We start from the raw sequence: 25,724 nt of genomic DNA on the forward strand, positions 1-25,724 counted from the left end.
CACGCGGCGTTCGTCCAGCGTCAGGTTGGTGAAAGGGCGCCTCATCACATCCTCCTGAATAGCTTCAGGAAACTATCGAGTGATGCATTCCAGAATGGAATGTGCCTCCCCAAGTTGCTTATCGTCAATAATCCGAGTTATGGAACTTATATAGAACTGACGGGACTTGCCACCGCGTTGATTCTCAGACGACGGCTATGCCGCGACACCGATCCGAACTTGCTCTCTCCGAAAGAACTCCGCCAGCTCTGTGCCGGCCTGACCGCCAAGCGGCGCAAATGCCTCGGCTTCCGGACGCCTGCGGAGGTGTTCAAGGCCAACCTCCTCGGACGCGGCCACAGACGCGAGAAATTTTCCCGACAACCGAAGTCGAATTCGGGCTAGCACGTCCCCCCTGATCAAGGGGGCCTGAGCTGACCTACAGCACCCCCACGCGGCGGATGGCAGTGCGTGCCAGTGCGTCCAGCATGTATCCCAGGATACCGATCATCAGCACCACCGCCATCAGTTGGTCATAGGCCAGCCTGTCGCGGGTATCGAGGATGAAATAGCCAAGCCCTGCCTGCACGCCCAGCATCTCGCACGGGACCAGGACGATCCAGGTGATGCCGATGGCAAGCCGCAATCCGGTCAGCACCTGGGGCAGCACGCCCGGCAGGATGACGCGGCTGAGCGTTTCCCAGCGGGTGGCGGCAAGGCTTTTCGACAGCAGCAGCCATTGCGGGTCCAACTGCCGCACGCCCGCGGCGGTGTTCAGCAGGATCGGCCAGACGGCCGCGAAAGCCAGCAGGAAGTAGATCGGCGCGTCGCCGACACCGAAAACCATTACCGCGATCGGCATCCAGGACAGCGGAGAGATCATCCGCAGGAACTGCAAGGCGGGTGTGGCCGCAGCTTCTGCCAGGCGCGACGCGCCGATCAGCAGGCCCAGGGGCACGCCGACCGCCAGGGCGGCGGCAAGCCCGACAAGGACGCGCCGCAGGCTCTGCCCGATATGCAGCCACAGGTCGGACCCCGCCAGAAGCCGGGCCAGGGCGGGAAAGGTGCGCGTGGGCGAAAAGCGCCGCGCAAAGCTACTGTCTCCGGCGATCACGTCGGTCGCGATCCACCAGGCCAGAAGCAGCAGCCCGATCCCCGCGAGCCCCAGCACCGCGCCCTGCGCCCTGATCCTCACGCCTGGACGACCTCGGACCGGGTCCAGCCCTCGGGCAGGCCGAAAGCGGGCAGCCCGCCGACCCGTTCGAGGGCCTTGCGCACGAAGCTGTCATCGACCAGATCCGTCGCGGCGAAGGTCGGGTCGAGGTCGCTCAGAAAGCCGCGCTCGCCCGCGACCTCGGTATCCTTCAGCATCCGCACCAGTTCTTCGGTATAGGACGGGAAGGGATAGGGCTGGAAGTCGATGCGCTTGTCCTTCCAGTCGGGATGCCGGATCGCGCCCGAGGCGACATAGCCCTGGGTATCGGCATCCGAGGGCGTCAGGACGCGGGCCAGGATCTCGGGGCTGTGGGGGGTGTATTTCTGCGGGTTGGCCGACGACAGAAGCTGCGCGGTCTCGGCCCGGTTGTCGCGCGTCCACAGTTGCGCCTTGACCATCGCGTCGACGACCTTCTGCGACCATTCCGGCCTCTGGGCCAGATCCTGCTCCTGCATGAAGACCAGGCAGCAGGCGTGATCCTTCCAGACGTCGCCGGTAAAGCGCAGCACCTTGCCGATGCCGTTGATCTCGGCCGCCGCGTTGAAGGGTTCGGCCACGATATATCCGGCGATCTGGCCCGCCGCCAGTGCAGGCACCATGTCGGCGGGCGACATCAGCGACAGCGCGACCTCGTCGGCGGCAGGCGTGCCGGTGGTGACGATCTTCAACCCGTTCTCGCGCAGAAGGCGTTGGAGCACGACATTGTGGATCGAATACCAATAGGGGATCGCCACGGTCTTGCCGCCCAGATCCGCGATCGTGCCGATATCGTTCGCCGCCGTCAGCGCCGAACCTGAGGTGTGGTTCCAGGCCACCACCTTGGCCGGGATCTGGCTGCCATAGCGCGCCCAGACGGTGATCGGAGACAGCAGATGGACGACATTCACCTGGCCTGCCAGGAAGGCCTCGACGATCTGGGACCAGCCGCGGAACATCACCGGCTTTTCGACGGCCAGCCCTTCGGCCTCGAAGAAGCCCTTGCCATGGGCCACCAGCAGGGGCGTGGCATCGGTGATCGGCAGATAGCCGATCCTGACCGGCTCGTCGGGATCCTGGGCGCGGGCGGCGCGCGCGTTCAGGAAGGGCAGCGCCCCCGAGGCGGTCAGCAGCGCCGAAAGGCGCATGATGTCGCGGCGGGAAAACAGGCTATCCTCGGTGGGCATGACGGGCTCCTTCAATGGCGTTTTGTTGCGCGGCGCAGCGTGGCGACGATGTCGATGCGGATGCGGCCAAGCGCGGTCAGGTCGTCTTCGCGCGGACGCGGCAGATCCAGATGCCATTCGCCGATCCGGCCCGCCGGGCTGCCGCCCAGCAGGATGACGCGATCCGACACCAGCAGCGCCTCGTCGATGTCATGGGTCACCAGCACGGCGGCGGTTCGGTAGTCCGCCACGATCTTGACCAGCAGATCCTGCATCATGGCCCGCGTCACCTCGTCCAGGGCGCCGAAGGGTTCGTCCAGCAGCAGCACCTGCGGCTGGCGGGCCAGGCAACGGGCAAGGGCCGCGCGCTGCGCCATGCCGCCGGACAGCGCCGCAGGGCGCAGGTGGCGCGCATGATCCAGCCCGACCTCGGCAATGGCGCGGTCGATCCGGGTCCGGCGTTCGTCGGGCGGCAGGTGCGGCTGGCGCCTGAAATCCAGCCCGAAGGCGACATTGCGTTCCAGATCCAGCCAGGGCAGCAGGCCGGGCTGCTGGAAGGCCATGGCCAGGCGGGGATGGACGCCCGCCAGGGGGGCGCCCTCCATCTCGATCCGGCCGGCGTCGGGCGGTTGCAGCCCGGCCAGCACGCGCAACAGGCTGGACTTGCCGACTCCGCTGGGCCCCAGGACCGAGACGATCTCTCCGGGCGCAAGCTCCAGGTCGAAGCCTTCCAGAACCGGCGCGACGGCACCGGGATAGCGCAATGTCACGCCTGCGGCGCGCAGCACGGGACGAGCCTTGGAAAGGGTCATGCGGCCTTGCCCGCGGCGTCCAGGATCGTGCGCAGTTGCACCGTGCTGGGGGTGATGATCGGCACGAAGGCCGCCTCGCGCCAGCGCCGGGCAAAGCCCGTGCCGGGACCGTCCAGATAGCAGCGTCCGCCGCCCGCCTGCAATTCCAGGGCCACCGCCTCGAACACGATTTCGGACAGGGCGATGCGCAGTTCGAACAGGGCGGCGGGCCGTGCGACGAAGCCGCCCGAATCCAGGCCCGCCTTCAGCGACGCGACGATCTTGTCCAGCCGCGCGCCAAGCGCCGCGATGGGGGCTGCCAGAACGCCCCGTCCCGCTCCTCCGGCGCCGCCGGCCTCGGCCAGGGACCGGCGGGCAAGGCCGATGGCCATCCCGCATTGCACGGCGATGAAGGTGGGGCGCACGCCCGGCAGCCATTCGGGGGCATTGGCGGCGATGATCCGGTCGCGGCCGATCCGAACGCCCTCGATCCGCAGCGACGCGGTATCCGAGGACCGCATCCCCATCAGCGCCAGATCCGCGCTTCTGTGAACGCCGGGATCGTCATGGGCAAGCGCCACGATCATCGCGGGCCCGCCATCGGCCGGGTCGGCGGCGGCGGCGACGACAAAGCCCTGCCCGCGCAGGTTGGTGACCCAGGGAAGCGCGCCGTCGACGACCAGAGCTTCGCCTTCGGGGTGAACGGTCATCTGCAACGGCTCCAGGCCCGCCAGGAATTTCATGACGTTCGACAGGCCCGAAGCGCCAGCGACCCGCCCGGCCAGAAGGTCGGGCAACAGGCGGTCCCGCAGGACATGGTTCGGGGTCCGGGCCAGGAATTCGACAAAGCAGCGATGGCCCCACAGGACGAAGGCCGCAGCCAGCGATTCCTGCGCCACCGCCGCGACCGCCCGAACGGCATCCATGACGGTGCCGCCGCTGCCGCCCAGGGCTGGGGGCACGCCGATCCGGGCCAACCCCGCCTGCGCCAGACGCGGCAGCAGATCGGTTGCCGGAATCCGACCCAGGTCGATCCCGTCGGCCGAGCCTGCAAGCCATTCAGCCAGATCGTCAGGCAGCGCAAAGGTCATTGCGCCGAAACCTGGGGCCGCCATTCATAGGCGGACAGTTCCGGGTTCAACTCGGGCCGGCCGAGATTGTTGGCAAAGTTGCACAGCGTCGCCAGGCTGACGCCCAGAACCACCTCCAGCGCGGCCTGGTCATCAAACCCGGCCTTTTTGAAGGCGGTCAGTTCGGCATCCGTGACGTTCCCGCGCGAGGCGATGACGGCCTTGGTGAACGCTGCCACCGCGCCCAGCCGGGCGTCCGCCACCGCCTCCAGGGCGCGCAAAGCACTGATCGTCGCCTGGTCGAGATGCGCCTTTTTGTCGGCGATCGCGCTGTGGCCCGCCACGCAAAAGCCGCAGCCATGGGTCGCCGCAGCGGTGATCTGCACGGCTTCGCGTTCGGCCAGCGTCAGCGAGGCACGTCCGTTGATGGCCGATACGGTCTGATAGGTTTCCAGGGCCACCGGCGCATTGGCCAGAAGGCGCACGAGGTTCGGAAGAAAACCGTTGTTCTTCTGCGCCGCCTCCAGCCGAGGCCGTGCTTCGGCGGGGGCATCTTCAAGTGTGCGCAACGGGAGACGAGACATGGCGAGCCTTTCCTGTTCCTGCATCCACAGGCGTTTGCGCCGGACCATAAGAGAGCCGGCCGCAGCATACAATGAACCATGCCTTCTTCTTTCTTTTGCGACAGTGGGGTTTGTTTCTCCTGCATCAGCGCCAGGTAGAAGAATTTTCCAGCAGGCTGCCTTTTCCTGCCTCTCTGACCCGAAAGCGACTAAGCAGATGATCAAGCGCCGCCATCATTGTTCGATTGCAGCACCCGCGTGTCCAGCAAGAAGAAGATCGCCCAGACCCAGTCGTGCCGATCCGCTCCTCGACGCGCCTTCCCTTTTGCAAATTGTTCTGCACGGATCCTCTGGACGTTCGGCGCAGAGACGGCTAGCGTGTCGCAACACTATCCGTTGGGGCGTCCCGTCGCGGGGCTGAGAGGTGCAATGCGCGCCGACCCATCGAACCTGATCCGGGTCATGCCGGCGGAGGGAACGGATAGGCGGACGCCCGGCGCCTTGCCGTATCCCGTCTGCCGCCGCCCTCCCCTTACGGCCCGACATGCCGAAGGAGGGGCCGATGACACCGACCGTCTTGACCATCGCGGGATCCGACAGCGGCGGAGGCGCGGGGATCCAGGCCGATCTGAAAACCGTCTCGGCGCTTGGCTGCTATGGCGCCAGTGCGATCACGGCGGTGACCGCGCAGAACACGCGCGGCGTCGCGGCCGTCCATCCGGTCCCGCCGGATCTGATCCGCGCGCAGATCGACGCGGTGCTGGACGACATCCAGGTCCATGCCATCAAGATCGGCATGGTCGGATCGGCGGCCGGGATCGCGGCGGTCGCCGCGTCGTTGCGTGACTGCCCGATTCCCATCGTTCTGGATCCGGTGATGGTGGCCAAGTCGGGCGACGTGCTGATGCCGGACAACGCCGTCGGCGCCCTGATCCGCGACCTGCTGCCCTTGGCGCGGGTGCTGACGCCGAACCTGCCCGAGGCCGCGCGGCTTCTGGGCGCCGATCCGGCCCGCGACGATGCCGGGGCCGTGGCCCAGGCCGCCGGCCTGCGCGCGCTTGGTCCGCGCCATGTGCTGATGAAGGGCGGCCATGCGGCGGGCGCGGATTGCACCGACCTTCTGGCCGGGCCCGAGGGCGTGGCGCGCTTTTCCTCGCCCCGGATCGGCACCCGGAACACGCATGGCACGGGATGCACCTTGTCTTCGGCTATCGCGGCGGGGCTGGCGCAGGGGCTGGCGGTCGCCGAAGCGGTGGGCCGCGCGCATGACTGGCTGCACCGCGCGATCCTGGCCGCCGACGGCCTGGCGGTGGGCGGCGGCAACGGGCCGGTGCATCATTTCCACGCGCTCTGGCCGTGCCGGGCCGAGGCGGCGGCATGAGCGTCACGGTCATCGGTGGGGGCGTGATGGGCCTTTGCATCGCCACCGAGTTGAACGCGCGCGGCATCCCGGCCGCGATCCTGGACAAGGCGCCCGGCCCGCAGGCCTGTTCCTGGTGGGCGGGCGGGATGCTGGCCCCCTGGTGCGAGGGCGAAAGCGCCGAACCGGCGGTGGTGCGCCACGGGCTGGGTGCCGCCGACTGGTGGCGGGACCAGGGCGTGCCCGTCACGCGGAACGGTACCCTGGTCGTCAGCCCGGCGCGCGATACGGGCGCGCTGGCGCGCTTTGCCCGGCGCAGCCAGGGCCACCGGATGTTGGACGCCCAAGGCATCGCCGCATTGGAACCCGACCTCGGCGCCCGCTTCGACCGCGCGCTGTTCTTCGATTCAGAAGCGCATCTGGCCCCCCGCGAAGCCTTGGCGATCCTGTCGGAACGCCTGGCCCGGACCCAGGCGGCGACCGGCCAGGTCATCGACTGCCGGGGCCTGTCGGCCCGCGACGCGCTATGCGATTTGCGCGGTGTGCGGGGCGAGATGGTGGTGATCCGCTGCCCCGAGATCGCGCTGTCCCGCCCCGTCCGGCTGCTGCATCCCCGGATGCCGCTCTATGTCGTGCCGCGCGGCGACGGGGTGTTCATGCTGGGTGCGACGATGCTGGAAAGCGACCGGCGCGGCCCGCCCACCACGCGGGCGGTGCTGGAACTGCTGTCGGCGGCCTTCGCCCTGCACCCCGCCTTTGCCGAGGCCGAGGTGCTGGAACTGGGCGCGGACGCGCGCCCGGCCTTTCCCGACAACCTGCCCCGCATCCGCCGCGTAGGGGGCGTCATCCACGCCAACGGCCTTTACCGCCACGGCTTCCTGCTGGCCCCGGCGGTCGCCCGCATGGTGGCCGACCACCTTCAACACCAGACCAGACCGGAGTTCATGGATGCGGATCACGATTAACGGCACCCCGCGCGATGTCGCGGCAACCACCCTGGCGGGCGCCCTGGCCGAGGCGGACCTGACCGGCCGCATCGCCACCGCGCTGAACGGCAGTTTCGTGCCTGCCGCCCTGCGCGAGACGACGCCCCTGCGCGACGGCGATGCCATCGAGGCCCTGGCGCCGATGCAGGGGGGCTGAGCGATGCCGGTCTTCTATGGCACCGAAATCGACAGCCCGCTGATGCTGGGCACGGCAGGCTATCCCTCGCCCCGGATCCTGGCCGATGCCTTCGCGCGGTCGGGCGCGGGCATCGCCACCGTGTCCCTGCGGCGCGAGGCCGGGGGCGGGCAGGATTTCTGGGCGCTGATCCGATCGTTGGGCGTGCGTTTGCTGCCCAATACCGCCGGCTGCCACAGCACACGCGAGGCCGTCACCACCGCGCAGATGGCCCGAGAGGTGTTTGCCACCGACTGGATCAAGCTGGAGGTGATCGGCCATGCCGACACGCTGCAACCCGATGTCTTCGAACTGGTCGAGGCCGCGCGGATCCTGGCCTCGGACGGTTTCAAGGTATTCCCCTATTGCACCGAGGATCTGACGGTCTGCGACCGGCTGCTGGCGGCGGGCTGTCAGGTGCTGATGCCCTGGGGCGCGCCCATCGGATCTGGGCTGGGGCTGAACAATCCGCACGGGCTGCGGGCATTGCGCGCGGCCTTTCCCGATGTGCCGCTGGTCGTCGATGCCGGGATCGGCCTGCCCAGCCACGCCGCGGCGGCGATGGAGATGGGCTATGACGCGATCCTGCTGAACAGCGCGGTGGCCCGCGCGGGCGATCCCGCGGCGATGGCTGCCGCCATGGCGGACGCCATCCGCGCCGGGCGCGCTGCCTGGTTGGCCGATCCGATGGAGCGGACGGACATGGCCATCCCCTCGACCCCGGTGATCGGGCGGGCCTTCCTGTGAGCCTGCCGCGTTTCTATCCGATCTTCGACAGCGCGGACTGGATCGCCCGCGCCCTGCCCTTGGGCGTGCGGCTGGTGCAGTTGCGCATCAAGGACCGCCCTGACGACGCCCTGCGGATCGAGATCGCCCGCGCCCGCGATCTGTGCCGCCGGCGGGGCGCGATCCTGGTCGTCAACGATCACTGGCGCCTGGCGATCGAACTGGGCTGCGATTTCCTGCATCTGGGGCAAGATGATCTGGACGGGGCCGACCTGCCCGCCATCCGCGCGGCGGGGCTGCGGCTGGGCGTCTCGACCCATGACAAGGCGGAACTGGATCGCGCCCTGGCCTGCAAGCCCGATTACGTGGCGCTCGGCCCGGTCTGGCCGACGATCCTGAAACAGATGAAATGGCACCAGCAGGGCGTCGAAAAGCTGACCGAATGGAAGGCGCGGATCGGCGGCATCCCCCTTTGCGCCATCGGCGGGCTGACGCCGGACCGGGCGAGGCTGGCCTTCGCGGCGGGTGCGGATCTGGTGGCCGCCGTGACCGACATCACCCTGAACCCCGATCCTTCGGCGCGGATCCGCAAATGGCTGGAGACCGCCCCATGAGGTATGCCCGACAGGCCGTCCTGCCCCAGATCGGCGACGCGGGCCAAGCCCGGCTGTCCGCCGCGCATGTGCTGGTGGTCGGCGCCGGCGCCCTGGGGATCCCGGTGCTGCATTATCTGACCGGCGCGGGTGTGGGCCGCATCACCCTGGTCGACCCCGACCGGGTCGAAACCTCGAACCTGCACCGCCAGCCGATCTATGGCCGCCATGTCGGCGAACCCAAGGCGCAGGCCGCGGCCCTGGAAATGGCCGTGCTGAACCCGGACACCACCGTCGTTCCGGTGGTCGCGCGGCTGGATCCGGCCAACGCGCCCGATCTGGCGGCGCAGGCCGACCTGGTTCTGGACTGCGCCGACAGCTTTGCCGCAACCTATGCGCTGTCGGACGCCTGCCTTGCGGCCGGACGCCCGCTGATCGCCGCATCCGTGTTGCGGATCGAGGGTTTCGCCGGCGGCTTCTGCGGCGGCGCGCCCTCGGTCCGGGCGGTGTTTCCCGACCTGCCCTTGCAGGCGGGCAGTTGCGCGACGGCGGGCGTGATGGGGCCGATGGCGGGCCTGATCGGCGCGCTTCAGGCGCAGATGGCGATGGCGGTTCTGCTGGGGCTTGATCCCTCGCCCCTGGGCCAAGTGATCTGCTTCGACGGTCTGCGCCCGGCCAGTTTCCGCTTCGACGATGCGCCCGAACCCAAGACCGGCCACCGCTTCATCGCCGCCAGCCAGATCCGCCCCGACGATCTGGCGATCGACCTGCGCGGCCCGGATGAGGCCCTGCTGCCCTTCGTGCCCCAGGCCCTGCGCCAGCCGGACACGCTGCGCCCGGCCCAGGGCCAGCGCGTCGTCTTCGCCTGCCGGTCCGGCCTGCGCGCCTGGGCCGCTGCCGACCGCCTGCGCCAGCATTGGCCGGGCGACATTGCCCTGATCGCCCTTGGAGACCCCGCATGAGATCCCTCGCCCTGCCCCTCGCCCTGCTGGCCGCCAGCCCGGCCGCCGCCCAGGATCTGTCGCTGATGCTCGACTGGTTCGTGAATCCCGACCACGCGCCGATCATCGTCGCGAAGGAACTGGGCTTCTTCGCCGAAGCCGGGCTGACCGTGGACATCACCGCGCCCGCCGATCCCTCGGATCCGCCGCGGATGCTGGCCTCGGGCCAGGTGGACCTGGCGGTCGGATACCAGCCGCAACTGCATCTTCAGGTCCACGAGGGGCTGCCCCTGACCCGTATCGCCACCCTTGTCGCCACGCCGCTGAACTGCCTGACGGTGATTGCCGACGGGCCGGTGCAGTCGGTCGCGGATCTGAAGGACCGCAAGGTCGGCTATTCCGTGCCGGGGATGGAAACGGCGCTGATGGGTGCGATGCTGGACCGTGCCGGCCTGACGCTGGACGACGTGGAACTGGTCAATGTCGGCTGGTCGCTGTCGCCCGCGCTGATGACCGGCCAGGTGGACGCCACCCTGGGCGGCTTCCGCAATTTCGAGATGACCCAGATGCGGCTGGAAGGCGCCGAGGGCCGCTGCCTGTTCGTCGAGGAACAGGGCATCCCCGCCTATGACGAGCTGATCTTGCTGGCCAATCCCGAAACCATGGACCCGGACGCGACCGCCCGCTTCGTGGCCGCGATGGAACGGGGCGCGCATTACATCCTGAACCATCCCGACCAGGCCTGGCGGGTTTTCCGCGACGCCCATCCCGATCTGGACGACGAATTGAACCGCCAGGCCTGGGCCGCCACCCTGCCGCGTTTTTCCCAAAGCCCCGGCGCGGTCGATCACGGCCGCTATGCCCGGTTCGAGGCCTTCCTGCGCGACGCAGGCCTGATCGACGGGGTGCTGCCCGTCAGTGCGCTGGCGAGGGATCCGGGCGCATGAGCTATGGCCTGTGCTTTTCCCGCTGGCGGGCGGGCGCGCCGGATTGGGACGCCTATGTCCGCGCGCCCTTCGTCGCGGCCCTGGCCGATGGCAGCCTGCCGCGCGGGGCCTTCCTGACCTATCTGGCGCAGGATTACCTGTTCCTGATCCATTTCGCCCGCGCCTGGTCGCTGGCGGTCACCAAGGCCGGCTCCCTGGCCGAGATGCGCGCCTGTTCCGCCACCGTTCACGCCCTGCTGGAAACCGAGACGCGGCTGCATGTCGCGCTGTGCGGCCGGGCCGGGATCACCGAGGATGCCCTGGCTTCCGCCGTCGAGGCGCCGCAGAACCTGGCCTATACGCGCTATGTGCTCGAGGCGGGCTATAGCGGCGATTTTCTGGACCTTCTCGCCGCCCTGGCCCCCTGCGTCCTGGGCTATGGAGAGATCGGCGCGCGGCTTCTGGCCGAACCCCATGCACCCGACTACGCGGACTGGATTGCCACCTATGGCGGCGCCGGCTATCAGGCGCTGTGCCATGACACCGCCGCCCTGATCGACGGCGCGGTGCAGTGCCGCCTGGGGCTGGACGCCCCCTCGCTGCCCCGCTGGGTCCAGTTGCAAGGCCACTTCTCCACCGCGACCCGGCTGGAGGCGCAGTTCTGGACGGTGGCGGGGTGATCCGCTGCGTCATGGGCGTCCTGCTGGCCTGGCAGCTGGCTGTCTGGGCCTTCCAGATCCCGCGCTTCCTGCTGCCCGGACCCCTGGCCGTGGGCCGCGCTATGCTGGACGCCCCCGGTCTGCTGGCCCGCGCCGCCCTGACCACCCTGTCCGAGATCGCGGCGGGCTTTGTCATCGGCGCGGGGCTGGGGATCCTGCTGGCGCTGCTGACGGGGCTGCTGCCCGGCCTTCGCCGGACGCTGACGCCCGTGATGACCTTCAGCCAGACGGTCCCGATCTTCGCCTTCGCGCCCCTGCTGACGCTGTGGCTGGGCTATGGCATCGCGCCCAAGATCGCGATTGTCGCGCTGATGGTGTTCTTTCCCGTCGCCTCGGCCTTTGGCGACGGGCTGGCACGCACCCCCAAGGTCTTTCGCGAACTGGCCGAGAGCATGGGCGCGACGCCGCTGGAATCTCTGCGGATCGTGCGCATTCCCGCCGCCTTGCCGGACCTGGCAAGCGGGCTGCGGATCGCCGCCGTCTATGCCCCGGCGGCGGCCATCGTCGGCGAATGGGTCGGCGGGTCGCGAGGCCTTGGCGCGGTGATGATCCAGGCCAGCGGCCGCATGAAGATCGATCAGATGTTCGCGGCCCTTGCCACCACGATCCTGATTGCCGTCCTGTTCAAGGCCGCCGTGTCACACCTGGCCCTGCGGCTGGAACGGCATACGGCCGGATCGGAAGACGCCCGATGACCAAGACAACCTGACATCATCGAAGCGTTTCCAGCCAGGATGTTCCGGCCGCTCTGATCAGCCGGACGCGGACAGGGCCGGAATGCCCAGGTCGGGATAGCGTGCAAGGATGGCCCGATAATCGTCCTGCATCTGCGCAATAAGCCATTCGCGCACCGCATCGACCACGGCCCGCTCGGTATGGCGATTGCGCTGAATGATGCAGCATTCACGATCGGTAACGTGGCAGGGCGACTGCCTTTCGGCGACCAGCTGTCCTTCGCGCAGCCAATGGCTGATGACGTTCAGCCAGCCCCAGCAGACCCCCTGCCCCAGAAGCGCCGCCTGGACCACGATCGCATAGTCGCTGAACATCAGCGTCGTCGCCCTTTCCGCATCCAGGGGATCACCCACACCGGGCGGCTGGCCCGCCGAGAGGCGGATGATCGTGCCCTCGTGCGGCGCATCGGCGACGGGATAGCTGCGCGCCCGGACCGGCAGCAGAACCTCGGGCATGATGGGAAAGACGCGATGGCCCGCGACAGGCCCGGAAACGAATCGCATTCCCAGATCGACATCGTTCACCGGCCCGGTAAGCGGTCCGGTGATCAACTGGAATCGCAGGTCGACCGAGGGGAAGGCCGCCTTGAACTGCGGCATGTGCGGCATCAGCCAATGGGTCGTGAAGGCCGTCGAAACCGATATCGTCACCACGTCCGCGTCGCGGCTGCGCGCCTCGATTTCGGTCAAGGTGTCGTCGATCAGATTCATGGCCCGGCTGGTCGATTCGAACAGCCTCTGGCCGTCTTCGGTCAGCGTGACGCCATTGCCGCTGCGCCGGAACAGCGTCGATCCGATATGCACCTCCAGCCGCTGCATCATGCGGCTGACGGCGGCAGGCGTCACATTCAACTCCTCGGCCGCACGAGAGAAATTCCTCAGCCTGCCCGCCGCTTCGAAAGCAAACAGCGCGTTCATGGACGGCAGGTGGCGTCGTGGACTGTTCATTACATGATGTAATACCAGTGACGATTTTTTTTCAATTGCCGCCAAGCGGGTTTTTTTGCAGGCTGTCTGAAACGGGGCGAATACAGCCCCGACAACCCAGACAGGAAGAACGCGGTCAACGATCATCGTCGCTTTACGATGGGATGCTTTTACATTCCAACAGAGGGTGGCCGGTCGTGCGCGTGGAACAAGGAGCCTCATGGACGCCTCTTCGCATCCGCACCAGGTCGGCGTGACGATCCGCAATGCCGTCAAGCGATACGGCACCTTCAACGCGCTGAACGATGTCAGCCTCGACGTGGCGCCCGGCGAGTTCCTGTCGATCCTGGGTCCGTCCGGGTCGGGCAAGACCACGCTTCTGGGGCTGCTGGGCGGGTTCGTGCAACCCACCTCGGGCAGCATCCACCTTGGCGCGACCGACATCACCCACATGCCGCCGCACAAGCGCGACATCGGCATCGTGTTCCAGAACTATGCGCTGTTTCCGCACATGACCGTCGGGCAGAACATCACCTTCCCGCTGCGTGCCCGGCACATGCCAAAGGCCGACTGGCCCGCCAGGCTGGAAGCCGCGCTCGCCATGGTCGAACTTTCGGGCTATGCGGACCGATCCATCGCGGCCTTGTCGGGCGGTCAGCGCCAGCGGGTCGCGCTGGCGCGCGCCATGATCTTCGAGCCGCGCCTGATCCTGATGGACGAACCGCTTTCGGCGCTGGACAAGCAGCTTCGCGAAACGATGCAGCTTGAACTGAAGGATCTGCACGCCAAGCTGGGCGCGACCATCATCTATGTCACCCATGACCAACGCGAGGCGCTGACCATGTCGGACAGGATCGCGGTGATGAAGGACGGCAAGCTGGTCCAGGTCGACAGCCCCCGCACGTTGCACGATCGCCCTGCAAACGCATTTGTCGCCAGCTTTATCGGCGAGGCGATGCTGCTGCCGGTCGCACGGCAGGATGCAGGGATACTGACCCTGTCCGGCAAGGCGCTGCGATCCGCCCATGCCATCCCGGCGGGCAAGGATCTGTTCCTGACTGTGCATTCCGAAAAGCTGACGCTGGCCGGACCCTCTACCGCGCCCGAGGCGAACCTGCTACCCGGCACGGTCAGTTCCACCGTCTATCAAGGCGAAAGCGTGCGCATCTTCGTCACGCTGGATGGCGGCCACGCGGTCAGCCTGCGCCTGCCCTCGAACCATTCGGGCTGGCAGATCATGCCGGAACGCGGCCAGGCGGTGACGCTGGCGCTGCATCCCGACGACACCATCGTCGTGCCGCAAGCGGCCTGACAAATAGTTTCACTGCAACTGACAGGACCAATGATATGAAACTCACCGATTTCAAGGTGCTGACCTTTGACGTCGTCGGCACGTTGATCGACTTCGAAACCGGCGTGCTCAACGCGATCCGCGAACTGGGCGGACCCAAGGCCGCCGCCGCCAGCGATTACGAGATCTTCGAGCCCTATCTGCGCGGTCGCGACAAGTTCTATGGCCGGTCGTCCTTTGCCTTCCGCGATGTGTATCTCTCCATCGCCCAGGAAACCGGCTACGACAGTTCCGAGGCGACAGCCAACGCCTTCCAGCTTTCGGTCCTGCGCTGGCCCGCCTTCGCGGATTCGGTCGAGGCGCTGGCCCGTCTGCGCAAGAACTTTCGTCTTGTCGCCATGACGAATGCCGACCGCACGGCCTTCACGGCCTATGAACATACGCTGGGCCGCCCCTTCCACGACGCCGTGACCTGCGACGAAACCGGCTATGCCAAGCCCGCGCCGGAATTCTTCGCCTACAACAAGGGGCGCCAGTCGGCCTTCGGCTTCAAGCAGTCGGAAATCCTGCATGTCGCGCAAAGCCAGCACCATGACATCGGCATCGCGCGTGAACTTGGCTACACGACCTGCTGGATCCAGCGTCGCGCGGGACAGGAAGGCTTCGGTGCCTCGCCCGTCCCCAAGGTCGTGACCACGCCGGATTACCACTTCACGACGTTGAAGGAACTGGCCGACGCCGTGGACGCGGAACTGGCAGCACAGCACGTCGGAAAGGCCGCCGCCTGATGAACGCGCTTCCCCCGCTGCCGCAGACGCAATCGTTGTGGCGAGACACGGCCGGGCCCGCGCCCGACGCGCAACCCCTGCGGGGCGATACGCAAGCCGATATCGCCATTGTCGGCGGGGGATATACAGGGCTGTCCACGGCCCGCGCGCTTGCCGCCCAAGGCGTGGACGTCATCGTGCTGGAGGCCAACCGCATCGGCTGGGGGGCATCCGGGCGCAACGGCGGGGTCGTTTCGGGAAAGTTTCGGCTGGGCTTTGCCGAGATGGCCCGCCGGTGGGACATCGGCACCGCCCGGCGGATGCACGACATCGGCAACGAGGCCATCGCCAATATCGCCGCGCTGCTGTCCCATTACGGCATTGAGGCTGACTGGCGCGAAAGCGGGTCGCTGCGTTGCGCCCACAGCCTGGCGACGCTGGACACCTTGCGGGCGGAATGCGCCTGGCTGCGGGACAGCCTGGGCGATCATGCGGTGTCCATGCTGGACGCCGACGGAATGCGGGCCGAAACCGGGTCGGGCGATTTCCTGGGCGGGCTTCTGAACGAACATGGCGGCGTCATCCATCCGCTGAAATTCGTTCGAGGTCTGACGGCGGGCCTGCGCCGTGACGGGGTGCGGATCCATGACGAAAGCCCTGTCACCGCGATCGAGCGCACCAGGGACGGCCTGCGCCTGCTGACGCCGCAGGGGCAGGTCAGCGCAGGTCAGGCGGTGCTGGCGACAAACGGGTATTCCGACCTGACGCCCGCGACCGATCCGGTCCGCCGCCGGGTGGTGCCGTTCCGGTCCGCCATGATCGCCACCCAGCCGCTGACCGGCACACCGGGCGAGGGATTGCTGTCCCAGGGGCGCAGCTATACCGAGACCCGGCGCATGATGCGCTGGTTCCGCAAGTCCGGCGACCGGCTGCTGTATGGCGGGCGGGGCGCCTTCGGCAAGACCGACAGCGCGTCGGCCTTCGCGGCGCTGGAGCAGGCCATGCGAAAGCAGTTCCCGCAACTGGACGGGATTCAGGTCACGCACCGCTGGTCGGGTCTTGTCGCGATGACGATGGACAGCCTGCCCCATATGGGTCGCCTGGACGACCGGATGGTCTATGCGATGGGCTACAACGGCACCGGGGTCGCACTGGCCAGCTATATGGGCCGCCATGTCGCGGCCCTGGCCACGGGCCAACCCACGGATGCCGGGCTGATCGGGGCGCTGCCGCTGAACCCGGTCCCCTTCTACCCCGCGCGAGAGGTGGGCGTCCGGCTGGTCGCCGGCTGGTACCAGTTCCTCGACGCGATCGGCAAGTGAACGACAACAACAACGAACAGACAGGAAGGTATGACGATGAAGACCATGTTCTCGACAACCGCGCTTTGCACCATGACCCTGTTCCTTGGGACGGCGGCCATGGCGCAGGAAATCACCTTCGTTTCGCAAGGGGGCGCCTATCAGGAGGCCCAGACCAAGGCGATCCTGGAACCGGCCAGCGAACTGACCGGCATCGCCGTCCGGCAGGACAGCTCGCCGGACGCATGGCCGCAACTCCGCACCCAGATCGAGACCGGAAAATCCATCTGGGACGTGATCGACACGCCCACCAAAGACTGCATCCGCGGCGGCGAGCAGGGCATGATCGAGCCGCTGGACCTGTCCGTGATGCCGTCCGTGGCCGCCATGCCTGCGGAGCTGCGCGACGAATTCTCGGTCGCCTATGAGTTCTATTCCAGCGTCCTGGCCTACAGCACCGAAGCCTTCGGCGACGGCGAGGCGCCGCAGTCCTGGGCCGATTTCTGGGATGTCGAGAAATTCCCCGGCACCCGTGCGTTGCGCAACCATCCGCTTGCCACGCTGGAAGCCGCGCTGATGGCCGATGGGGTCGCGCCCGCCGACATGTATCCGCTGGACGTGGACCGCGCCTTCGCCAAGCTTGAGGAGATCAAGCCCCACATCACCGTCTGGTGGACATCGGGCGCGCAGTCGGCCCAGCTTCTGGCGGATGGCGAGGTGGATATGACCATGGCCTGGAACGGACGCGTCAGCGCCGTGATGGACGAAGGCGCCCCGGTCGATTTCACCTACAACCAGGGGATCCTTCAATATACCTCGCTTTGCGTTCTGAAGGGCGCGCCGAACCTTGCCGACGCGATGAAGTTCATCGAAGCCGCCATGTCGCCCGAGATCCAGGCGAATTTCCCCGAATACATCGACTATGGGCCGGGCAACCCGGCCGCCTATGACACCGGCAAGATCAGCCCCGAGCGCGCGGCAGAGTTGCCGAACTCGCCCCAGAACGCGCCGCTTCAGGTTCTGAACTCGGCCGCGTGGTGGAGCTCGCCCGAGGGCGAGGCCGCGCAGGAACGCTGGGCTTCCTTTGTCCAGCAGTGATGCCGCAGGGGGCCGTGCGATGGTGCGGCCCCGACGCCCCGTTCCAGCCGCCGACGGACCCATGACCCACACACTGACCCCCGAGGAGCGCCGCGAACGCCGCCTGATCCTTGCGCTGCTGACGCCGGCGCTGGCCGTCGTCGGCATGCTGCTGATCGCGCCGCTGATCTGGATGGGCTGGCAGTCCTTCCAGGGACCGGACGGCTTCTCGCTGATGCATTATCAGCGCTTCCTGACGGACAGCGTCTATCTGTCGTCGTTCATCCAGACCTTCCGCATCGCCTTCGTGGTCACTCTGGCCGCGCTGTTGATCGGCTATCCAATCGCCTATGTCGCGGCAAAATCCGAAGGCATCTGGCCCCCGATCATCCTGGGGATGGTCCTGGTGCCCTTCTGGACCAGCGTGCTGGTGCGGGCCTATGCCTGGCTGATCCTGCTGCAACGGCGCGGCATCGTGAACAGCGCGCTGCAAGACCTGGGGCTGATCGACCGGCCGCTGCTGCTGGTCAACAACGAATTCGGCACCACGATGGCGACATTGCACATCCTGCTGCCGTTCATGGTCCTGCCCCTTTACGCCGCCATGAAGAAGATCCCCGCCGAGTTGGAGACCGCCGGCGCCAGCCTGGGCGGCAACGGCTGGCTGGTGTTCCGCAGCATCTACCTGCCCCTGTCGTTGCCCGGCGTGATTGCCGGATCGGTGCTGGTCTTCGTGCTGACCCTGGGCTTCTATATCACGCCCGAACTGCTGGGGGGCGGGCGAACCTTCCTGGTCTCGATGCTCGTGTCCCGCAACATCGAGCTTTACAACGAATGGGGCGCGGCCTCGTCCATCTCGGTCGTGCTGCTGCTGGTCGTCTTCGCGATCTTCCGGCTGGCCAGCATGCTGATCCCGTTCGAGCGCATCATGGGGACGAAGTAAGCCATGCAGAACCAGACCGGATCGCCCCTTCTCGTTCGCGCCTTCGTGCTGATCGCCCTTCTGTGGCTGATCATCCCGGTGCTGATCGTCATTCCGATGTCGTTTTCCAGCGCCCGGTTCCTGGCATTTCCGCCGCCGGGCTGGTCGCTGCGCTGGTATCAGGCCTACCTGGGCAGCCCGGAATGGATGGCCGCCGCGCGCACCAGCCTGATCGTGGCCGTGGCCGCGTCGTTGATCGCGACGGTGATCGGCACCGCTGCCGCCTATGCCCTGAACATGTCCCAGTCAAAGCTTGTCCGCAGCCTGCAGGTCGTGCTGCTGCTGCCCTTGGTCGTGCCGGTGGTGATAACGGCCGTCGGCGTCTTTCTGGTCTATGCCAAGGTCGGACTGATCGCCACGATGACCGGACTTGTGCTGGCGAACGTGATGCTGGGCATGCCCTATGTCATCACTTCGGTCCTTGTCGGCCTGCGAAAGTTCGACCCCACACAAGAGATGGTTGCCCGCAGCCTTGGCATGAACCGCTGGCGCGCGTTCTTTACGGTCGTTCTGCCGCAGATCCGGCCGTCGGTGATCACCGGCACGTTGTTCGCCTTCATCTCGGCGCTGGATGAGACGATCGTGGCGCTGTTCATCTCGGGCGGCGAGAACCAGACCCTGACCAAGCGCATGTTCACCGCCCTGCGGGACGAGATCGACCCGACCATCGCCGCCATCTCGACCTTGCTTACCGGCGTGTCTTTCATCCTGGTCCTGCTGGTCGCCGCCAACGCACGGACGCGCAAATGAAGACCGACATCCTGATCCTTGGCGGAGGATCCGCAGGCTGCGTCATGGCCGCGCGGCTTTCCGAGCAGCCCGGCCTGACCGTTACCCTGGTCGAGGCAGGTCGCGACCTGTTGCCCGATGTCCCGCCCGAGATCACCTCGCGCTATCCGGGCCGCGCCTATCTGGACGGGCGCAACATCTGGCAGGGATTGCAGGCGCGATACGGCGAAGGCCCCCCGCGCCGTTATGAACAGGCGCGCATCCTGGGCGGCGGCTCTGCGATCAACGCGCTGCTGTCGAACCGGGGGTCGCCTGCGGATTACGACGAATGGGCGGCGCTTGGGGCGGCGGGCTGGGCTTGGGACGATGTGCTGCCCTGGTTCCGCCGGATCGAGACAGACCGCGATTTCGACGGTCCCCTGCATGGCAAGGACGGTCCGCTGAAGATCCGGCGGCCGGACGCCGCCGCCCTGTCGCCCTTCGTCGCACGGGTAAGAGAGGTGCTGGCCGGGCAAGGCCATCCGGTCCGCGCCGACCAGAACGGCGAATGGCTGGACGGCACCTTTCCCAGTGCGGTCGGTCAATCGGATGCGGGGACAAGGCAGCCCACTTCGCTGACCTGGCTGACGGCTGCCGTCCGCGCACGGCCGAACCTTCGCATCCTGACAGGCCATCAGGCGATGCGCCTGATCCTTGACGGGCGGCGCGTGACCGGGGCGGACATCGCGGGCCCGTCCGGTGCGGTCCAGCGCATCGCGGCGGCGCGCACGGTCCTGTCGATGGGCGCGATCCACAGCCCCGCCATGCTGCTTCGGTCGGGCATCGGGCCGGCCGACGCCCTGCGCGCCGCCGGAATCGCACCGATCCATGATCTTCCAGGCGTCGGCGCGAACCTGATGGAACATCCCTCGATCGCCATCGGTGCCTATTTGCCCCCCGCCCTGCGGGTGCGCGACGAAGACGAGCATCATGAACAGGGGGTGTGGCGGTGGTCCTCGGGTCTGCCGGGAACCCCTGCGGGGGACATGCACGGATCGATCCTGTCGCGGTCGGGCTGGCATTCGGTCGGCCGACGGATCGGTTCGATCTTCTTCTGGGTCAACAAGTCCTATTCGCGCGGGCGTGTCACACTGACCCACCCGAACGACGCGCCCCGGATCGATTTCGCCATGCTGTCAGATCGCCGCGATCTGGACCGACTCAAGCAGGCGCTGCGCATGGGCGCGGCGGCGCTGACCGACCCGCGCCTTTCGGATTGCGGGCCTGTCTTTCCGACCAGCTATACGCCCCGCGTGGCGCGCGTGGCGGCGCCCGGACGCTGGAACGCGATCCAGCGCGGCACCTTGTCGGCGGCTCTGGATGCGGCGGGTCCGCTGCGCGCGGCGCTGATCCACGGGCTGGTCACGCAAGGCGTGACGCTGCGCGCGCTGCTGGCGGACGATGCCGCGCTGGAAGCCTTCGTCCGGGCCAATGTCGGCGGGACGTGGCACGCCTCGGGCACCTGCCGAATGGGCGCGGGCGGCGATCCCTGGGCGGTCACGGGACCGGATGGTGCGGTTCGCGGCGTGACCGGGTTAAGTATCGCCGATGCTTCGGTCATGCCGTCCATCCCTTGCGCCAATACCAACCTGCCGACAATCATGGTCGCTGAACGCATTGCGGCGATGATCCCATCCGCCCTGCGGCAGGCCGAAGGATCAGGGGACATGCCGTCTGAACGATGCTGAATCACCAGGGGAGAGCGCGGCCGTCATGGACAGGCCATCGCCCCCCACAAGACTGCCCTTGCCCAATGGCGCATGGGCCTGCGAAGGAAACATGATGACCTGTCTGAAAAAGATCGACCACGATCCTGCATCGCCGCCCGAAAGCAGCAAGGCGTTGCCCGGCCGCCTGATCGCGGGCGATCCGTCCTATCTGACCTGGGCCTTGGATCGATCGCGCGAAGGGGCAACCGACGGTCCTGTCCGAACCGGCATATGGGAAGCCACCCCGGGCGAGACGGTATCGATCAAGGGCGACAGCTTCGAGTTCTGCCATATCCTGTCGGGCAGGATCGAACTGACCGAGGATGGCCAGGCCCCCGTGACCTTCCGGGGCGGCGACAGCTTCATCATGAAGCCAGGCTTCAGGGGCGTGTGGAATACCCTCGAAACCGTGCGCAAGATCTATGTCATCGTCGGATAGCGCCGCGCCCGTCTTCCTGCTGCTGTCCACCCCGGATCGGGCCAGGGCCTTCGCCCGTGCCTTTGCCGAACACCTGCCAGGCATCCGGCTGGCGACCGATCCCGGCGCCGTGGATCCCGCGCAGGTCCGTTATCTGATGGCGTGGGAATTCCCGGACAATATCGCAGCGCGCTGGCCTCATCTTGATCTGATCTTCTCGACAGGGGCAGGCATCGACCAGCTTCTGAGCCGCAGGCTGCCAGCCGGGGCGCGCCTTGTCCGCATGATCGAGCCTGGCAACACCGCGATGGTTCGCGACTATGTGGTGATGGCGGTGCTTGCCTTGCATCGCGATCTGCACGGCTACCGCCGACAGCAAGCGCAAGAGGTCTGGCAGGCGCGGCAGATCCTCTGGCCCGACCAGCGGCGCGTCGGCATCATGGGCCTGGGCGAGCTGGGCCGGGCCTCGCTGGCCGCCCTGCATCCCTTCGGCTTCCAGCTTGCGGGCTGGAGCCGCTCGGCCAAGGACATCGAGGGGGTGGAGTGCCATCACGGGCCGGATGGGCTGCACCCCTTCCTGTCGCGGACCGACATTCTTGTCTGCTTGCTGCCCCTTACCCCAGACACGTGCGGCATCCTGAACGACGACCTGTTCGCCGCCCTTCCGCCTGCGGCCTGTCTGGTGCAGGTCGGACGGGGCGGCCATCTGGATCAGGCGGCTCTGCTGCGGGCCTTGGATGCAGGGCAGCTTTCGGCGGCGTTCCTGGATGTGACCGATCCAGAGCCGCTGCCACCCGGCGATCCGCTCTGGCATCATCCCGGCATCACCATCACCCCCCATGTCGCAGGCCATACCCGAGCCGAAACCTCGGCCATGGCGACGGTTGCGAACTTGCGGCGCTTTCTGACCGGAAAGCCCCTGGACGGCATGGTCGATCCCCGTCGCGGTTACTGAGGCCCTACCCCGTCACCTTTGCCAGAGCCTTGTCGATGGCGTCGGTGATGCGGTCGATGTCATCCTGGGTGGCGATCAGGGCGGGGGACAGGCACAGCGTGTTGTTCAGCCCCGGCAAGCTGCGGTTGGTGGCGCCGATGATCACGCCCTGGGCCAGGCACTCGGCCACCACCGCCTGGACGCGCTTCTCGTCCAGAGGCTCCTTCGTGGCCCGGTCGGCCACCAGTTCCGCGCCGCAGAACAGCCCCTTGCCACGCACATCGCCGATCGCCGGATGCTTCTCTTGCAGCGCGCGCAGGTTTTCCAGCACGCGGTCGCCCATGGCCGCGGTGTTTTCCAGCAGGCCCTCGTCCTCGATGATGCGCATGTTCTCCAGCGCCGCCACCGGACCCGCCGTGCAGCCGCCGAAGGTCGAGATGTCGCGGAAATAGCCCAGCGGATCGGACGCGTCGTCCTTGAACATCTCGAACACGGCCTCGGTCGTGACCGTGCAGCTGATCGCCGCATAGCCCGAGGCCACCCCCTTGGCCATGGTCACGATGTCGGGCTGGACCCCGTAATGCTGGTATCCGAACCAGGTGCCGGTGCGGCCCAGGCCGCAGACCACCTCGTCGATGATAAGAAGAACGCCGTACTTGCGGCAGATCTCCTGAACGCGGGGCCAATAGCCCTCGGGCGGCACGATCACGCCGCCGCCCGCGGTGATCGGCTCCAGCACGATGGCGCCCACGGTGTCGGGGCCTTCGCGCAGGATCGCCTCCTCGATGGCATCCGCCGCGCGTTCGCCATAGTTCGAAACGTCCCATTGCGCGCGGTATTCCAGGCAATGCGGCACCCGCACGAAGCCGTCGGGATAGGGTCCGTATTGCGCCGCCCGCTGGTCCTGGCCGGATGTCGCCAGCGTGCCGATGGTGGTGCCGTGGTAATCGCGGTCGCGATAGAGGATCTTCCACTTGCGCCCGCCATGCTGGCGCGCGGCGATCTGGCGGACCATCTTGTAGGCCTTCTCATTGGCCTCGGACCCCGAGTTCGAGTAATAGACGCGGGCCATCCCCGGCATCTTCTGGATGAGCTTCTCGGCGAACAGCGCCGCCGGGACATTGCCCGCCGCGCCCGCGTAGTAGTTCAGCTTCACCAACTGGTCGCGGATCGCATCGGCGATGGAGGTGCGACCGTAGCCGACGTTGACGGTCCACACGCCGCCCGACACCCCGTCCAGGTATTCCCGCCCGGTCGTGTCCCACAGCCGCATCCCCTTGCCCTCGACGAACACCCGAGGATCGGCCGTCTCATAGGGCTTGTGCTGGCTCAGGTGGTGCCAGACATGCGCACGGTCGGCGGCAACAACGTGGGAAAGGTCGTTCTGGTTCAGGTCAAGGGACATCGGGAAGGCTCCTGAAGGGTCGCGCAGGCAGACCTGAACGACGGAACTGTGGCGGCATGTGCCGGATTGTCGCCAGGCTGTAGCGCCCATGCAACGGTGATTTCATGGATAAACCAGGTTGTTGATTTTGCTGTAATCGCCCAAGATCCGCTTCGGATAGGAAGCACAAGAGCAATGGCCAGAGATCACGACGACAAGGAAGACCGGCTGGTCGCGATGCGGCTGCGAATCGTGCGAAAGTCGAAAGGGCTGTCGCAACGCGAACTTGCCCGACGCGCGGGTGTGGGCAGCGGCACCATCTCGCAGATCGAGTCGATGTCGCTGAAGCCTTCCGTGTCCGTTCTCAAGCGGATCCTGGATGGGGTGCCCATGGACCTTGCCACGTTCTTCAGCTTCGAACTGGCCATGGATCAGGACCGGGTGTTTCGCCGCGGCGAGCATGTGAACATCGGTGCGCCGGGCATCAAATATCTTCTGCTTGCGGCACAGCGCCCCGGACGAAACATTCAGATGCTGCACGAATATTACGAGCCGTCCACCAGTTCTGGCCGGCATGTCCTGTCCCACGCCGGAGAGGAATGCGGCATCGTCATCAGCGGCACGCTGGAGGTGACGATCGGCGACGAGGTTCATGTCCTGAACGCAGGGGATGGTTACTATTTCAGCAGTTCGCTTCCCCACCGGTTCCGAAACACCGGAACCTCTGTCTGCGAGGTCGTCAGCGCCTGCACACCGCCCAGTTTTTAGATCGCGCTCGCAACAGCGGCGGCAAACTGCAAAACATGCTGCGGTCAGTCGATCACCGCTCCTGGGTTCATCAGCCCTTGTGGATCCAACGCCCGTTTGATCGCCCGCATGACCGCCAGTTCCGCAGGATCGCGGCAGGCCGCCAGCCAGTCGCGCTTGATCCGGCCGACCCCGTGCTCGGCCGTGACGCTGCCACGGTAGGCACGGACCACATCATAGACCGCTTCGGAAATCAGCGTTGCCGCCTTGTCGGATCCGTCATGGGCGACCAGCAAGTGCACGTTTCCGTCCCCCAGGTGGCCGACCTTGATCACCCGCCCGGCGTGGGGCAAGAGGATCAGCGCCGCATCGCAGGCGGCGCAGAAGCGGCCAAGATGGCAGGGCGAAACCGACAGATCAAAGCTGATATGCGGACCCATGGGGGCATCGACATCGCCCACGGCTTCGCGCAAGGCCCAGAGCCTTCGCTCATCCTCTCGTGAGCGTGCAAGAATGCCGTCCTGGACCAGGCCGTGTTCCAACAATTCGCCCAGCCAATCGTCGAAGCCGTCCAGCTGCGCCGCATCGCGTCCGCGCAGTTCCACAAGCACGCAAAAACCCCGGTGGCCGGGAAACGGATCGCTTGCCAAACGCCAGGTCCGGCATATGGCATCCATGTAGTCCGGCCACATGCCCTCACAGGCGCTGAGCCGTTCGCCGAAGCGGATACGGGCCTGTGCAAGGCATTCCAGCGCAGCCGCATGATCCTCCACCATAAGCAGCGCCACTGCCGAAAGAGGCTCATGCGGGCAGAGCCGAAGCATGACCCTGGTTATGATGCCAAGCGTGCCCTCTGAGCCGATGAAGGGCTGGCAGAGATCGTAGCCTGCGTTGTCCTTGGCCAGACCACCCATGCGCGACAGGACCGTGCCATCTGCCAGCACGACTTCCAGGCCGATCACGTGGCGGCGTGTCATGCCATGGCGCAGGACGCGGATGCCCCCTGCATTGGTCGCCACAGTGCCGCCGATGCTGGCGGTGCCGCGGGCGCCAATATCAACAGGGTAATCCAGCCCCTGCCTCTGGGCCTCTTCCTGGATCTGTTGCAGGGGCGTCCCGGCCCAGGCAGTCAGCGTCATGGCATCGCGGTCCAGAGCAACGACCCCCCGCATCCGCTCGACCGAGATCACGACCGAACCCGCCGGGGGAACTGCGCCCGCCGACAATCCGGTTCGGCCGCCCTGAGGCACCATGGCAAGACCCGCCGCCGCGCAGATGGCAACGGCTTCTGCGGTCTGTTCGGTCGAAACGGGGCGCAGCACCGCCAAGGGACGGTCTGCGCCAGGGCCCGCTGCATCCGCCGCATAGCGGACCAAGTCCGCCGCATCGCGCAGCACCCCTGCCTTTCCCAGCAACGTTTCCAGTAACGAGATGGCTTGGCCAGTCATCGTGTTCCTGTCAGCTTGCACCGCACCCTGCCCCGCTTATGATGACCACG

General features: G+C 67.0%; 27 protein-coding genes, 1 pseudogene and 1 riboswitch. Of the genes and pseudogenes, 20 read left to right on the top strand and 8 right to left on the bottom strand.

Annotated elements, in window-relative coordinates:
• Positions 1 to 384 (top strand): annotated as a pseudogene (locus ACTJI6_RS17850) (hypothetical protein); the annotation flags it as partial.
• Between the two features lie 34 nt (positions 385 to 418).
• On the opposite strand, the gene ACTJI6_RS17855 reads toward ACTJI6_RS17850, so the two are convergent.
• The 5 genes from ACTJI6_RS17855 to ACTJI6_RS17875 are packed head-to-tail and all read right to left on the bottom strand — an operon-like array spanning position 419 to position 4,782.
• Complete coding sequence (locus ACTJI6_RS17855; protein WP_440802586.1) at positions 419 to 1,174, bottom strand: ABC transporter permease; 756 nt, start codon at positions 1,172 to 1,174, stop codon at positions 419 to 421.
• Complete coding sequence (locus ACTJI6_RS17860; protein WP_440802587.1) at positions 1,171 to 2,358, bottom strand: ABC transporter substrate-binding protein; 1,188 nt, start codon at positions 2,356 to 2,358, stop codon at positions 1,171 to 1,173. The genes ACTJI6_RS17855 and ACTJI6_RS17860 overlap by 4 nt, the downstream gene beginning before the upstream one ends.
• Before the next feature lie 11 nt (positions 2,359 to 2,369).
• Positions 2,370 to 3,149: an ABC transporter ATP-binding protein gene (locus ACTJI6_RS17865; RefSeq protein WP_440802589.1), complete on the bottom strand. Its 780-nt coding sequence runs from the start codon at positions 3,147 to 3,149 to the stop codon at positions 2,370 to 2,372.
• A complete protein-coding gene (locus tag ACTJI6_RS17870) occupies positions 3,146 to 4,219 on the bottom strand; it encodes an acyl-CoA dehydrogenase family protein (protein WP_440802591.1) in 1,074 nt (357 codons plus the stop codon). Before ACTJI6_RS17870 ends, ACTJI6_RS17865 begins: the two co-directional genes overlap by 4 nt.
• A complete protein-coding gene (locus ACTJI6_RS17875) occupies positions 4,216 to 4,782 on the bottom strand; it encodes a carboxymuconolactone decarboxylase family protein (RefSeq protein ID WP_440802593.1) in 567 nt (188 codons plus the stop codon). Before ACTJI6_RS17875 ends, ACTJI6_RS17870 begins: the two co-directional genes overlap by 4 nt.
• Positions 4,783 to 5,148: 366 nt before the next feature.
• Positions 5,149 to 5,255, top strand: a riboswitch (TPP riboswitch).
• Between the two features lie 68 nt (positions 5,256 to 5,323).
• On the opposite strand from ACTJI6_RS17875, the gene thiD reads away from it, so the two are divergent.
• The 9 genes from thiD to ACTJI6_RS17920 are packed head-to-tail and all read left to right on the top strand — an operon-like array spanning position 5,324 to position 11,882.
• A complete protein-coding gene (thiD, locus tag ACTJI6_RS17880) occupies positions 5,324 to 6,142 on the top strand; it encodes a bifunctional hydroxymethylpyrimidine kinase/phosphomethylpyrimidine kinase (RefSeq protein ID WP_440802595.1) in 819 nt (272 codons plus the stop codon).
• The gene (locus ACTJI6_RS17885) at positions 6,139 to 7,086 is read left to right on the top strand and encodes an FAD-dependent oxidoreductase (protein WP_440802597.1); all 948 of its coding nucleotides are present in this window, start codon (positions 6,139 to 6,141) and stop codon (positions 7,084 to 7,086) included. Before thiD ends, ACTJI6_RS17885 begins: the two co-directional genes overlap by 4 nt.
• Entirely contained in the window at positions 7,070 to 7,264 is a 195-nt protein-coding gene (gene thiS, locus ACTJI6_RS17890) for a sulfur carrier protein ThiS (RefSeq protein ID WP_126154429.1), read from the top strand. Before ACTJI6_RS17885 ends, thiS begins: the two co-directional genes overlap by 17 nt.
• 3 nt (positions 7,265 to 7,267) lie before the next feature.
• On the top strand, positions 7,268 to 8,029 hold the full coding sequence (locus ACTJI6_RS17895) for a thiazole synthase (RefSeq protein ID WP_440802599.1): 762 nt from the start codon (positions 7,268 to 7,270) through the stop codon (positions 8,027 to 8,029).
• Positions 8,026 to 8,622: a thiamine phosphate synthase gene (locus ACTJI6_RS17900; protein WP_440802601.1), complete on the top strand. Its 597-nt coding sequence runs from the start codon at positions 8,026 to 8,028 to the stop codon at positions 8,620 to 8,622. Before ACTJI6_RS17895 ends, ACTJI6_RS17900 begins: the two co-directional genes overlap by 4 nt.
• Positions 8,619 to 9,563 carry a HesA/MoeB/ThiF family protein gene (locus ACTJI6_RS17905; RefSeq protein WP_440802602.1) on the top strand — a complete coding sequence of 315 codons (945 nt, stop codon included), beginning with the start codon at positions 8,619 to 8,621 and terminating at the stop codon, positions 9,561 to 9,563. The genes ACTJI6_RS17900 and ACTJI6_RS17905 overlap by 4 nt, the downstream gene beginning before the upstream one ends.
• Entirely contained in the window at positions 9,560 to 10,489 is a 930-nt protein-coding gene (locus tag ACTJI6_RS17910; protein WP_440802603.1) for an ABC transporter substrate-binding protein, read from the top strand. Before ACTJI6_RS17905 ends, ACTJI6_RS17910 begins: the two co-directional genes overlap by 4 nt.
• Positions 10,486 to 11,148 carry a TenA family protein gene (locus tag ACTJI6_RS17915; RefSeq protein WP_126154424.1) on the top strand — a complete coding sequence of 221 codons (663 nt, stop codon included), beginning with the start codon at positions 10,486 to 10,488 and terminating at the stop codon, positions 11,146 to 11,148. The genes ACTJI6_RS17910 and ACTJI6_RS17915 overlap by 4 nt, the downstream gene beginning before the upstream one ends.
• Entirely contained in the window at positions 11,145 to 11,882 is a 738-nt protein-coding gene (locus ACTJI6_RS17920) for an ABC transporter permease (protein WP_440802606.1), read from the top strand. Before ACTJI6_RS17915 ends, ACTJI6_RS17920 begins: the two co-directional genes overlap by 4 nt.
• Before the next feature lie 57 nt (positions 11,883 to 11,939).
• Here ACTJI6_RS17920 and ACTJI6_RS17925 read toward each other — a convergent pair whose 3' ends face one another.
• Positions 11,940 to 12,839, bottom strand: a complete 900-nt coding sequence (locus tag ACTJI6_RS17925; RefSeq protein ID WP_440802609.1) for a LysR family transcriptional regulator — start codon at positions 12,837 to 12,839, stop codon at positions 11,940 to 11,942.
• A 229-nt stretch (positions 12,840 to 13,068) separates the two neighbouring features.
• Here ACTJI6_RS17925 and ACTJI6_RS17930 point away from each other — a divergent pair, with 229 nt between their 5' ends.
• From ACTJI6_RS17930 to ACTJI6_RS17970, 9 genes are all read left to right on the top strand, one after another.
• Entirely contained in the window at positions 13,069 to 14,160 is a 1,092-nt protein-coding gene (locus ACTJI6_RS17930; RefSeq protein ID WP_440802610.1) for an ABC transporter ATP-binding protein, read from the top strand.
• A gap of 35 nt (positions 14,161 to 14,195) precedes the next feature.
• Entirely contained in the window at positions 14,196 to 14,927 is a 732-nt protein-coding gene (locus ACTJI6_RS17935) for an HAD-IA family hydrolase (RefSeq protein ID WP_440802612.1), read from the top strand.
• Positions 14,927 to 16,228: an NAD(P)/FAD-dependent oxidoreductase gene (locus ACTJI6_RS17940; protein ID WP_440802614.1), complete on the top strand. Its 1,302-nt coding sequence runs from the start codon at positions 14,927 to 14,929 to the stop codon at positions 16,226 to 16,228. The genes ACTJI6_RS17935 and ACTJI6_RS17940 overlap by 1 nt, the downstream gene beginning before the upstream one ends.
• A gap of 30 nt (positions 16,229 to 16,258) precedes the next feature.
• Positions 16,259 to 17,305, top strand: a complete 1,047-nt coding sequence (locus ACTJI6_RS17945) for an ABC transporter substrate-binding protein (RefSeq protein WP_440802616.1) — start codon at positions 16,259 to 16,261, stop codon at positions 17,303 to 17,305.
• 61 nt (positions 17,306 to 17,366) lie between these two features.
• Positions 17,367 to 18,227 (top strand): ABC transporter permease, encoded by an 861-nt coding sequence (locus ACTJI6_RS17950; RefSeq protein WP_440802619.1) that lies wholly within the window; start codon positions 17,367 to 17,369, stop codon positions 18,225 to 18,227.
• Positions 18,228 to 18,230: 3 nt separating this feature from the next.
• Positions 18,231 to 19,016 carry an ABC transporter permease gene (locus ACTJI6_RS17955; protein WP_440802620.1) on the top strand — a complete coding sequence of 262 codons (786 nt, stop codon included), beginning with the start codon at positions 18,231 to 18,233 and terminating at the stop codon, positions 19,014 to 19,016.
• Positions 19,013 to 20,722 carry a GMC family oxidoreductase gene (locus tag ACTJI6_RS17960; RefSeq protein WP_440802622.1) on the top strand — a complete coding sequence of 570 codons (1,710 nt, stop codon included), beginning with the start codon at positions 19,013 to 19,015 and terminating at the stop codon, positions 20,720 to 20,722. The genes ACTJI6_RS17955 and ACTJI6_RS17960 overlap by 4 nt, the downstream gene beginning before the upstream one ends.
• Before the next feature lie 94 nt (positions 20,723 to 20,816).
• Positions 20,817 to 21,182, top strand: a complete 366-nt coding sequence (locus ACTJI6_RS17965; RefSeq protein ID WP_440802625.1) for a cupin domain-containing protein — start codon at positions 20,817 to 20,819, stop codon at positions 21,180 to 21,182.
• Positions 21,166 to 22,116 carry a 2-hydroxyacid dehydrogenase gene (locus ACTJI6_RS17970; RefSeq protein WP_440802627.1) on the top strand — a complete coding sequence of 317 codons (951 nt, stop codon included), beginning with the start codon at positions 21,166 to 21,168 and terminating at the stop codon, positions 22,114 to 22,116. The genes ACTJI6_RS17965 and ACTJI6_RS17970 overlap by 17 nt, the downstream gene beginning before the upstream one ends.
• A 4-nt stretch (positions 22,117 to 22,120) precedes the next feature.
• Here ACTJI6_RS17970 and tpa read toward each other — a convergent pair whose 3' ends face one another.
• The gene (gene tpa / locus ACTJI6_RS17975; RefSeq protein ID WP_440802630.1) at positions 22,121 to 23,500 is read right to left on the bottom strand and encodes a hypotaurine--pyruvate aminotransferase Tpa; all 1,380 of its coding nucleotides are present in this window, start codon (positions 23,498 to 23,500) and stop codon (positions 22,121 to 22,123) included.
• A gap of 174 nt (positions 23,501 to 23,674) precedes the next feature.
• Here tpa and ACTJI6_RS17980 point away from each other — a divergent pair, with 174 nt between their 5' ends.
• Entirely contained in the window at positions 23,675 to 24,247 is a 573-nt protein-coding gene (locus ACTJI6_RS17980) for a cupin domain-containing protein (protein ID WP_440802632.1), read from the top strand.
• Positions 24,248 to 24,291: 44 nt separating this feature from the next.
• On the opposite strand, the gene ACTJI6_RS17985 is transcribed toward ACTJI6_RS17980, so the two are convergent.
• Positions 24,292 to 25,674 carry an FAD-binding oxidoreductase gene (locus ACTJI6_RS17985; protein ID WP_440802634.1) on the bottom strand — a complete coding sequence of 461 codons (1,383 nt, stop codon included), beginning with the start codon at positions 25,672 to 25,674 and terminating at the stop codon, positions 24,292 to 24,294.
• Positions 25,675 to 25,724: the final 50 nt, after the last annotated feature.

Source organism: Paracoccus sp. 22332, assembly GCF_052045125.1.
GTDB lineage: Bacteria > Pseudomonadota > Alphaproteobacteria > Rhodobacterales > Rhodobacteraceae > Paracoccus > Paracoccus haematequi_A.

What these genes read in the sequence shown, in the direction of transcription:
- ACTJI6_RS17915 (WP_126154424.1), top strand. Translation starts at nt 10,486, where the DNA reads ATGAGCTATGGCCTGTGCTTTTCCCGCTGGCGGGCGGGCGCGCCGGAT.
- ACTJI6_RS17875 (WP_440802593.1), bottom strand. Translation starts at nt 4,782, where the DNA reads ATGTCTCGTCTCCCGTTGCGCACACTTGAAGATGCCCCCGCCGAAGCA.
- tpa (WP_440802630.1), bottom strand. Translation starts at nt 23,500, where the DNA reads ATGTCCCTTGACCTGAACCAGAACGACCTTTCCCACGTTGTTGCCGCC.
- thiS (WP_126154429.1), top strand. Translation starts at nt 7,070, where the DNA reads ATGCGGATCACGATTAACGGCACCCCGCGCGATGTCGCGGCAACCACC.
- ACTJI6_RS17870 (WP_440802591.1), bottom strand. Translation starts at nt 4,219, where the DNA reads ATGACCTTTGCGCTGCCTGACGATCTGGCTGAATGGCTTGCAGGCTCG.
- ACTJI6_RS17860 (WP_440802587.1), bottom strand. Translation starts at nt 2,358, where the DNA reads ATGCCCACCGAGGATAGCCTGTTTTCCCGCCGCGACATCATGCGCCTT.
- ACTJI6_RS17865 (WP_440802589.1), bottom strand. Translation starts at nt 3,149, where the DNA reads ATGACCCTTTCCAAGGCTCGTCCCGTGCTGCGCGCCGCAGGCGTGACA.
- ACTJI6_RS17940 (WP_440802614.1), top strand. Translation starts at nt 14,927, where the DNA reads ATGAACGCGCTTCCCCCGCTGCCGCAGACGCAATCGTTGTGGCGAGAC.
- ACTJI6_RS17985 (WP_440802634.1), bottom strand. Translation starts at nt 25,674, where the DNA reads ATGACTGGCCAAGCCATCTCGTTACTGGAAACGTTGCTGGGAAAGGCA.
- ACTJI6_RS17895 (WP_440802599.1), top strand. Translation starts at nt 7,268, where the DNA reads ATGCCGGTCTTCTATGGCACCGAAATCGACAGCCCGCTGATGCTGGGC.
- ACTJI6_RS17965 (WP_440802625.1), top strand. Translation starts at nt 20,817, where the DNA reads ATGACCTGTCTGAAAAAGATCGACCACGATCCTGCATCGCCGCCCGAA.
- ACTJI6_RS17930 (WP_440802610.1), top strand. Translation starts at nt 13,069, where the DNA reads ATGGACGCCTCTTCGCATCCGCACCAGGTCGGCGTGACGATCCGCAAT.
- ACTJI6_RS17970 (WP_440802627.1), top strand. Translation starts at nt 21,166, where the DNA reads ATGTCATCGTCGGATAGCGCCGCGCCCGTCTTCCTGCTGCTGTCCACC.
- ACTJI6_RS17925 (WP_440802609.1), bottom strand. Translation starts at nt 12,839, where the DNA reads ATGAACGCGCTGTTTGCTTTCGAAGCGGCGGGCAGGCTGAGGAATTTC.
- ACTJI6_RS17905 (WP_440802602.1), top strand. Translation starts at nt 8,619, where the DNA reads ATGAGGTATGCCCGACAGGCCGTCCTGCCCCAGATCGGCGACGCGGGC.
- ACTJI6_RS17955 (WP_440802620.1), top strand. Translation starts at nt 18,231, where the DNA reads ATGCAGAACCAGACCGGATCGCCCCTTCTCGTTCGCGCCTTCGTGCTG.
- ACTJI6_RS17910 (WP_440802603.1), top strand. Translation starts at nt 9,560, where the DNA reads ATGAGATCCCTCGCCCTGCCCCTCGCCCTGCTGGCCGCCAGCCCGGCC.
- thiD (WP_440802595.1), top strand. Translation starts at nt 5,324, where the DNA reads ATGACACCGACCGTCTTGACCATCGCGGGATCCGACAGCGGCGGAGGC.
- ACTJI6_RS17950 (WP_440802619.1), top strand. Translation starts at nt 17,367, where the DNA reads ATGACCCACACACTGACCCCCGAGGAGCGCCGCGAACGCCGCCTGATC.
- ACTJI6_RS17960 (WP_440802622.1), top strand. Translation starts at nt 19,013, where the DNA reads ATGAAGACCGACATCCTGATCCTTGGCGGAGGATCCGCAGGCTGCGTC.
- ACTJI6_RS17885 (WP_440802597.1), top strand. Translation starts at nt 6,139, where the DNA reads ATGAGCGTCACGGTCATCGGTGGGGGCGTGATGGGCCTTTGCATCGCC.
- ACTJI6_RS17935 (WP_440802612.1), top strand. Translation starts at nt 14,196, where the DNA reads ATGAAACTCACCGATTTCAAGGTGCTGACCTTTGACGTCGTCGGCACG.
- ACTJI6_RS17980 (WP_440802632.1), top strand. Translation starts at nt 23,675, where the DNA reads ATGGCCAGAGATCACGACGACAAGGAAGACCGGCTGGTCGCGATGCGG.
- ACTJI6_RS17945 (WP_440802616.1), top strand. Translation starts at nt 16,259, where the DNA reads ATGACGATGAAGACCATGTTCTCGACAACCGCGCTTTGCACCATGACC.